Here is an 8,488-nt window from a genome sequence, read left to right on the forward strand (position 1 = left end):
GCACCCATAAACGGTGAGTCACGGAAGTGCGTGGTCAGCGCGGTCAATTCGGCTGACGCGGCACGGTAGTTGACCGACACGCGAAGGTACGTCCGAATCAACCTGTATGAACAACTTCATCCGCACCGCCGGTCCGCCCGGACACCGCGGTGCGGGGCGGACCCACCCGGCCCGCCCCGCGCCGCCGACGACCGGGCCTACGCCTCCCGCGACCCGGCGTACATCTCGTCCAGCAGGTCCTTGAAGGCCCGCTCGACCGCCGGCCGCTTGACCTTGAGACTGGGCGTGACCTCGCCGTGCTCGATGTCCAGGTCGCGCGGCAGCAGCCGGAACTTGCGGATCTGCTGCCAGCGCTGGAGCCCTTCGTTGACCCGCTCCACATAGCCGTCGATCAGCTCGCGGACCTGGTCGGTGGCGACGACCTCGGCATACGTCCGGCCGGCCAGCCCGTGCTCCTTGGCCCAGCCCAGGATCGTCGGCTCGTCGAGCCCGATCAGCGCGGTGCAGAAGTTCCGGTTGGCGCCGTGCACCAGGACGTTGGAGACGAACGGGCAGACCGCCTTGAACTGTCCCTCCACCTCGGCCGGCGCGATGTACTTGCCGCCGGAGGTCTTGATCAGGTCCTTCTTGCGGTCGGTGATCCGCAGATAGCCGTCCGGGGAGAGCTCGCCGATGTCGCCGGTGTGGAACCAGCCGTCCTCCTCCAGGACCTCGGCGGTCTTCTCGGGCAGGCCGTGGTAGCCCTGCATGATGCCGGGGCCGCGCAGCAGGATCTCGCCGTCCTCGGCGATCCGCACCTCGGTGCCGGGCAGCGGCTTGCCGACCGTGCCGGTGCGGTACGCCTCGCCGGGGTTGACGAAGCTGGCGGCGCTGGACTCGGTCAGGCCGTAGCCCTCCAGGATGTGGATGCCGGCGCCGGCGAAGAAGTAGCCGATCTCCGGGGCGAGCGCGGCCGAGCCGGAGACCGCGGCGCGCAGCCGGCCGCCGAACGCGTCGCGCAGCTTGGCGTAGACGAGCGCGTCGGCGACCTTGTGCTTGGCGGCGAGCGCGAACGGCACCGAGGCGTTGCCGGTGCGCCGGAAGTTCTCCTGGGAGAGCTTGGCGTACTCGCGGGCCACCCCGGCCGCCCACTGGAAGATCTTGTACTTGGCGGCGCCGCCCTCGCGGGCCTTGGCCGCGACGCCGTTGTAGACCTTCTCGAAGATCCGCGGGACGGCCGCCATGTAGGTCGGCCGCACCACCGGCAGATTCTCGATGATCTTGTCGACCCGGCCGTCCACGGCGATCACCTGGCCGGTGGCGATCTGCCCCGCGGTGAGCACCTTGCCGAAGACGTGCGCGAGCGGCAGCCAGAGGTACTGCACGTCCTCCGCGGTGACCAGCCCGGTCGCCTGGATGGCACGCGCCATGTACGACCAGCAGTCGTGCGGCAGCCGCACGCCCTTGGGGCGGCCGGTGGTCCCCGAGGTGTAGATCAGCGTCGCCAGCTGGTCGGCGCGCAGCGCACCGACCCGCTCCGTGACGCACTCCGGGTGCTCCTCCAGATACGCCGTGCCGCGCTTCTCCAGTTCGGCGAGCGAGAGCACCCAGCCCTCGGGGTCGTCCTCGGCGGGCTGCGCGTCGCCCTCGTCGATGACCACGACATGCGCCAGCTCGGGCAGCTCGGCGCGCCGCTCGCGGGCCTTGGCGAGCTGCCCGGCGTCCTCCGCGATCAGCACCCGGCTGCCGGAGTCGGCCAGGATGTACGCGGTCTCCTCGGCGTTGGTGCTCGGGTAGACCGTGGTGGTGGCGGCGCCGGAGCAGAGCACCCCGAGGTCGGCGAGGATCCACTCGACCCGGGTGTTGGACGCCAGCGCCACCCGCTCCTCGGGGCGCACCCCCAGCGCGATCAGCCCGGCGGCCGTCGCGTGGACCCGCTCGGCGGCCTGGGCCCAGGTCAGCGACTTCCAGTCGTCCGGACCGGTGGACGGGGACGGAACGGGATAGCGGTACGCCTCGGTGTCGGGTGTGGCCGCGACCCGTTCCAGGAACAGGGTCGCCACCGAAGGCGGCCGGTTTTCGATCAGCGTGTGGGTGTCCGTCACGGCATCCTCCGGGGCCCGCTTCATTGCTGGTGACTCGCGAGTAACCTTTGAGCAGTGATCAGAGTAGAACGCGTGGCGCCGCCATGTAAGGGGCTGCGGCCGACTGGTTCACGAAGTGACCACCGCGATAGGTGTACGTAGCAATCGCATTACCCGGCGGAGAGCGCCGAACCACACCGGCCCCGGCACGGCACAGGGCGCCGGCTCCCGAAGGAACCGACGCCCCGCCGCCGTCGCCGACCGGCTGCTTCTTCGCTATTTCTTCGCTACTTCTTCGCCTTGCCGTCGCCCTCGGAGTCCGACGACAGCACCGCGATGAACGCCTCCTGCGGCACCTCCACGCTGCCGACCATCTTCATCCGCTTCTTGCCTTCCTTCTGCTTCTCCAGCAGCTTCCGCTTACGGGAGATGTCACCGCCGTAGCACTTGGCGAGGACGTCCTTGCGGATGGCGCGGACCGTCTCGCGGGCGATGACCCGGCTGCCGATGGCGGCCTGGATCGGCACCTCGAAGTTCTGCCGCGGGATCAGCTCGCGCAGCTTGGCCACCAGCCGCACGCCGTACGCGTACGCCTTGTCCTTGTGCGTGATCGCGGAGAACGCGTCGACCTTGTCGCCGTGCAGCAGGATGTCGACCTTCACCAGGTCGGAGGTCTGCTCGCCGGTGGGCTCGTAGTCCAGCGAGGCGTAGCCGCGGGTCTTGGACTTGAGCTGGTCGAAGAAGTCGAAGACGACCTCGGCGAGCGGGAGGGTGTAGCGGATCTCGACCCGGTCCTCGGAGAGGTAGTCCATGCCGAGCAGGGTGCCGCGGCGGTTCTGGCACAGCTCCATGATCGCGCCGATGAACTCGCTGGGCGCCAGGATCGTGGCCCGGACGACCGGCTCATGGACCGTGTCGATCTTGCCGGTCGGGAACTCGCTGGGGTTGGTGACGACGTGCTCGGTGCCGTCCTCCATGTCGACGCGGTAGACCACGTTGGGCGCGGTGGCGATCAGGTCGAGGCCGAACTCGCGCTCCAGCCGCTCACGGATGACCTCCAGGTGCAGCAGGCCCAGGAAGCCGACCCGGAAACCGAAGCCCAGGGCGGCCGACGTCTCCGGCTCGTAGACCAGCGCGGCGTCGTTGAGCTGGAGCTTGTCCAGCGCGTCGCGCAGCTCCGGGTAGTCCGAGCCGTCGAGCGGGTACAGCCCCGAGAACACCATCGGCTTGGGGGCCCTGTAGCCGCCCAGCGGCTCCTCGGCTCCCTTGGTGAGCTGGGTGATGGTGTCGCCGACCTTCGACTGCCGGACGTCCTTCACGCCGGTGATGAGGTACCCGACCTCGCCGACCGACAGGCCGTCCGCCGGCTTCATCTCCGGCGAGTTCGTACCGATCTCCAGCAGCTCGTGCGCGGCGCCGGTGGACATCATCTTGATCCGCTCGCGCTTGCCGAGCGTGCCGTCGACGACCTTCACGTACGTCACGACACCGCGGTACGCGTCATAGACCGAGTCGAAGATCATCGCGCGCGCGGGGGCGTCCTTGACGCCGACCGGAGCCGGCACGTCGCGGACCACGCGGTCCAGCAGCTCGGGCACCCCGACACCGGTCTTGGCGGAGACCCTCAGCACGTCCTCGGGCTCGCAGCCGACCAGGTTCGCCAGCTCGGCGGCGAACTTCTCGGGCTGCGCGGCCGGCAGGTCGATCTTGTTGAGGACGGGGATGATCGTGAGGTCGTTCTCCATCGCCAGGTAGAGATTGGCGAGGGTCTGGGCCTCAATGCCCTGGGCGGCGTCGACGAGGAGGATGCAGCCCTCGCACGCGGCGAGGGAGCGCGACACCTCGTAGGTGAAGTCGACGTGGCCCGGGGTGTCGATCATGTTGAGGATGTGGGTGGTCCCACTCCCCTCCTCGCCCTCGGACGGCTGCCAGGGAAGCCGGACCGCCTGGGACTTGATCGTGATGCCGCGCTCGCGCTCGATGTCCATCCGGTCCAGATACTGCGCGCGCATCTGCCGCTGGTCGACGACACCGGTGAGCTGGAGCATCCGGTCGGCGAGCGTCGACTTGCCGTGGTCGATGTGCGCGATGATGCAGAAGTTACGGAGGAGCGCCGGGTCGGTACGGCTCGGCTCCGGCACGTTCGTAGGGGTCGCGGGCACGCAGGATCCATTCAGTGAACGCGGTAGGCGGGACGGGGGTGTGTCATCTCGTCTCAGACGACGTCTCCCCCATCGTCCCATGAGCGACGGGGGTGGGGCGGTTTGGGCATCCGCGGGGCGGCGGTTTGGGCGTCCGCGGGGCGGGTGGCCGGTCGGGCGGACGGTGGGATGGCGGGCGGTCGGGCGGTCGGATAGCTGGTCCACCCGGGCGTTCCGGCGGGCGATCCGGCGGCGGGACGGGGGACGGGCGGGGGACTCGGGGCGGGACGGGCGGTGGGCTCGGTGGCGGGACGGGCGATGGGCTGGGCGGTGGGACGGGCGATGGGCTCGGCTCCCAGCAGGTACGGCCCGTCCGGGCCAGGGCGGGCGGGGCCGGTCCGGGGCGCCATGGGGCCGCGTGCGGAGGCAGCGCCTGGTCCCGAGGTGGTCCCCGGCCCCGGGGGGGAGTCCCCGGTCCGGAGGCCGTCCCCGGTCCGGTTTGGGAGCCGTAAACCCTGCTGGTAGCCTGGTCCACTGCGCTTCGTGCCCTCTCTCGTGCGCGGCGCACATCGAAACTCCAACGAACCTGAAAAGGCTCTTTCGTGGCGAACATCAAGTCCCAGATGAAGCGGATCAAGACCAACGAGAAGGCTCGTCAGCGCAACAAGGCTGTCAAGTCCTCTCTGAAGACCGCGATCCGTCGTACCCGTGAGGCCATCACGGCCGGTGACCTCGAGAAGGCCACCGTGGCCGCCCGCGAGGCGTCCAAGAAGCTCGACAAGGCCGTCAGCAAGGGTGTCATCCACAAGAACTCCGCCGCCAACAAGAAGTCGGCGCTGGCCAAGAAGGTCGCCGGCCTCAAGGGCTGACCTTCGTTCCCGACCGCACCAGCTGCGGTCACCCTGCCGCCAGGGACCCAGCGGCCCCTCTCACCGCTCCCTGACCGGTGCACCACCGCGCCGCACGCGGCCTGCGTTCGCCACGCGGGTGCGGCGCACCCGGCTCGCCCGGCAGAATCGCCGGAGCAGCCACCCATGATGGATACGGAAGGCCCCGCCTCCGCCCCCTCCCCGGGGCGAGGGCGGGGCCTTCCGCTGTGTGTGGGGGGCGGCGGGGGGGATGGATGGGGCGGGGTGAGGTAGGGCGGGGCGCGCTGGTGGCGCGGGCCGGGGGTGGGACGGCGTACGGGGCGCGCGGGCTGCGGGCCGAGGTGGGACGGCGTGCGCCAGGGGCCCGGGGCGTGATGCCAGAGGTCTGGCGACATGACCCGGGATATGCGCCCCCATCCCCGATATCTGGATAGCTCCGGAGCGGGTCAACTGTCGGCGATGTCCGCTACCCTGCGGCCATGTCCAATACGGGGGACCAGAACAATCCATACAACGGCCAGCCGCAGCAGGGTCCTTACGGCCCGGCGCCCGCACCGCCGAACCCGCTGCCCGCCCAGCAGAATCCGTACGGGCAGCAGAACCCGCCGGCCGGAGCACCACCTCAGGCGCCCGGAAGTTACGGCTATCCGGCGGTCGGCGCCGCCGGAGCGCCGGGGGCGCCCGGAGCACCGGGAACACCCGGCATATCCGGGGTGCCGGGCGCACCCGTGGGCAATGCGCCCGGCACACCCATAGGCGCTGCGCCGGGCGCGCTCATAGGCGCCGCGGGGGTGCCCGGCATACCCGCAGGGGCCCCGCCAGGCGGCATACCCGGCGGCACGGGACGCGGTGCCTCCGGCTGGCTGTGGGCCCTCGGCGGCGCGGTCGCCGCCACCGCCATCGGGGCATCCGTGATGTTCGCCACCGGCGGCTTCTCCTCGGAGCCCAGCCCCGACCTCAAGGGCTACGCGTACAAGAGCGACCTCTGCGCCGCCACCTCCATGACCCCCTTCGAGAACGCCCACTTCCAGGCGAAGCCGGGCAGCGGGAGCACCGGCGCGGGGGCGTCGGGCTCGTCGACGGAGAACCCCCAGCACAGCGGCGTCCAGCAGCCGTCGATGGACACGATGTGGTGCAACGTCACGCTGACGCCGGACAGCGCCGGAACCGCCGGCTACTCCTCGACCTGGCTCTACAACACCGTCACGCTGCACAAGAAGTCCGACCCGGCGCCGGAATTCGCGGACAGCTACCGCTCCTGGGAGAAGCAGGAGGCGTCGGTCCACTACAAGGTCGAGTCCGTACCGGGCATCGGCAACGAGGCGTATCTGGTCACCCGCGACGACGCCTCCAACAACAACGGCTCCTATGTCATGCTCGCCGCCCGCGACGGCTGGCTGACGTACCAGTCGACCTGGTCCGGCTATACGTCGAGCACCGCCACCAGCAAGCCGCCGACCACCGACGAGATCACCACGATGCTCGAAACCAGCGCCAAGGACACGCTGCACGGGCTGAAGGGGTGAGCCCTGAACGGCGAACGGCGAGCCGGATAGCGCGCGAGCCGGAGCAACTCCGCTGCGGACGCTGCCGGTTGGGGCCGATGCTGAGACCCGTCATGGGGGGGTTGGAGGGCCTGGGGCCTGTGGGTGGGGTGTGTCGTGGGGTCTGTGCGTAGGGCCTGTGGGTGGGGCCTGTGCGTGGGGCCTGTGCGTAGGGCCTGTGGGTGGGGCCTGTGCGTAGGGCCTGTCATGGCGACCTGCGGAGGGAGCCGTCACGGCACCGCGCGACGACCGCCGTAGGTGGCACGCGCCCGCGCGCCACCCGCCGAAACGCCATCGGGCCACGCGGCCGGCTCTCCCGCGCCGCCCGCCGCCCGGCCTGCCTAACGCCGGGACCGGGCCGCCCGGGCAATCGCCACCACGGCCTTCTCCAGGGCGTATTCGGGATCGTCCCCGCCGCCCTTCACCCCCGCGTCGGCCGCGGCCACCGCGCGCAGCGCCGTCGCGACGCCGTCCGCCGACCAGCCGCGCATCTGCTGCCGCACCCGGTCGATCTTCCACGGCGGCATCCCCAGCTCGCGGGCGAGGTCACCGGGGCGGGCGCCGCGCGGGGCCGAGGCGAGTTTGCCGATGGCCCGGACGCCTTGGGCCAGCGCGCTGGTGATCATGACCGGGGCGACACCGGTCGCGATCGCCCAGCGCAGCGCCTCCAGCGCCTCGGCGGCCCGGCCCTCCACCGCCCGGTCGGCGACCGTGAAGCTCGACGCCTCGGCCCGGCCCGTGTAGTAGCGCGCCACGACCGCGTCATCGATCGTGCCCTCGACATCGGCGGCCAGCTGCGAGCACGCCGACGCCAGCTCCCGCAGATCGCTGCCGATCGCATCGACCAGCGCCTGGCACGCCTCCGGCGTCGCCGAACGCCCGGCGGCCCGGAACTCACCGCGGACGAACGCGAGCCGGTCGGCCGGCTTGGTCATCTTGGGGCAGGCCACCTCACGCGCCCCGGCCTTACGGGCCGCGTCCAGCAGGCCCTTGCCCTTGGCCGCGCCGGCATGCAGCAGCACCAGAGTGATCTCCTCGGCGGGCGAGCCGAGATACGCCTTGACGTCCTTGATGGTGTCCGCGGACAGGTCCTGGGAGTTCCGCACCACCACGACCTTGCGCTCGGCGAAGAGCGAGGGGCTGGTCAGCTCGGCGAGGGTGCCGGGCTGGAGCTGATCCGAGCTGAGGTCACGCACATCGGTGTCCGCGTCGGCCGCCCGGGCAGCCGCCACCACCTGCTGCACCGCGCGTTCGAGCAGCAGGTCTTCCTGGCCCACCGCGATCGTGACGGGGGCGAGCGGATCGTCGTTAGCTGTCTTCCTGGCCATCGCGTTCCAGCATCCCACGCCCCACCGACAACGCCGCCCGCACCGCAGCCCAGCCGCACCGCAGCCCGCCCGTACTGCAGCCCAGCCGCGCCGCAGCCCAGCCGCGCCGCAAACCACCCACCGCAGCCCACCCACCGCAGCTCGGCCGCGCTCCGGCCCGCTTCCCGGAAAGCCGTACCGCTCCCCGACAATGGTCCGGTGAACGACACACATCACCTGCGCCACATCCTCGTCCTCCCCGACCGCGACGCCGCGGAAGAGGTCGCCGGGGCGCTGACCGAACGCTTCGGCGTCGCCGAGGAGCCCCAGCTCGTACGGGACGCACTGGCCGGCGAGGACGACGCCGAGGACGCGCAGTGGCTGGTGGTCGTCGAGGACCCGGAAGCCGCCTACGACGCGGACCGGCTGGACGAACTCGCCGCGGAGTACGAGGGCTGGCGCGAGGAGGAGTAACGACCGGCGACACCCCGGACAACCGCGGCCGAGCGCCGGGGGGGGGCGACGCTCCCTCTCCCACTCACCTCCACCGGCGGGGGGGCCCCC

Annotated in this window: 6 protein-coding genes; 3 read left to right on the plus strand and 3 right to left on the minus strand. The window is 71.2% G+C overall.

What is annotated here, in order from left to right:
* Window positions 1-197: 197 nt before the first annotated feature.
* Together RZ84_RS11890 and lepA are read right to left on the minus strand one after the other, a co-directional pair.
* Window positions 198-2,084, minus strand: a complete 1,887-nt coding sequence (locus RZ84_RS11890) for an AMP-dependent synthetase/ligase (protein WP_043269689.1) — start codon at window positions 2,082-2,084, stop codon at window positions 198-200.
* Window positions 2,085-2,350: 266 nt separating this feature from the next.
* Window positions 2,351-4,225 (minus strand): translation elongation factor 4, encoded by a 1,875-nt coding sequence (lepA, locus tag RZ84_RS11895; protein WP_078893704.1) that lies wholly within the window; start codon window positions 4,223-4,225, stop codon window positions 2,351-2,353.
* A gap of 581 nt (window positions 4,226-4,806) precedes the next feature.
* Here lepA and rpsT point away from each other — a divergent pair.
* Together rpsT and RZ84_RS11905 are read left to right on the plus strand one after the other, a co-directional pair.
* Window positions 4,807-5,073 carry a 30S ribosomal protein S20 gene (rpsT, locus tag RZ84_RS11900; protein WP_043264299.1) on the plus strand — a complete coding sequence of 89 codons (267 nt, stop codon included), beginning with the start codon at window positions 4,807-4,809 and terminating at the stop codon, window positions 5,071-5,073.
* 479 nt (window positions 5,074-5,552) lie between these two features.
* Window positions 5,553-6,599 (plus strand): hypothetical protein, encoded by a 1,047-nt coding sequence (locus RZ84_RS11905; protein WP_241777667.1) that lies wholly within the window; start codon window positions 5,553-5,555, stop codon window positions 6,597-6,599.
* Between the two features lie 359 nt (window positions 6,600-6,958).
* Here RZ84_RS11905 and holA read toward each other — a convergent pair whose 3' ends face one another.
* Window positions 6,959-7,945, minus strand: coding sequence for a DNA polymerase III subunit delta (holA, locus tag RZ84_RS11910; protein ID WP_043264300.1), 987 nt, complete (start codon window positions 7,943-7,945; stop codon window positions 6,959-6,961).
* Window positions 7,946-8,143: 198 nt separating this feature from the next.
* On the opposite strand from holA, the gene RZ84_RS11915 reads away from it, so the two are divergent.
* Window positions 8,144-8,398 (plus strand): hypothetical protein, encoded by a 255-nt coding sequence (locus RZ84_RS11915; RefSeq protein WP_198539972.1) that lies wholly within the window; start codon window positions 8,144-8,146, stop codon window positions 8,396-8,398.
* Window positions 8,399-8,488 lie beyond the last annotated feature (90 nt).

Source organism: Streptomyces sp. CT34 (assembly GCF_000805335.1).
Classification (GTDB): Bacteria; Actinomycetota; Actinomycetes; order Streptomycetales; family Streptomycetaceae; genus Streptomyces.

Bases quoted from the DNA above. Each gene is read 5' to 3' on its own strand.
- RZ84_RS11905 (WP_241777667.1), top strand. From the start codon at position 5,553: ATGTCCAATACGGGGGACCAGAACAATCCATACAACGGCCAGCCGCAG.
- holA (WP_043264300.1), bottom strand. From the start codon at position 7,945: ATGGCCAGGAAGACAGCTAACGACGATCCGCTCGCCCCCGTCACGATC.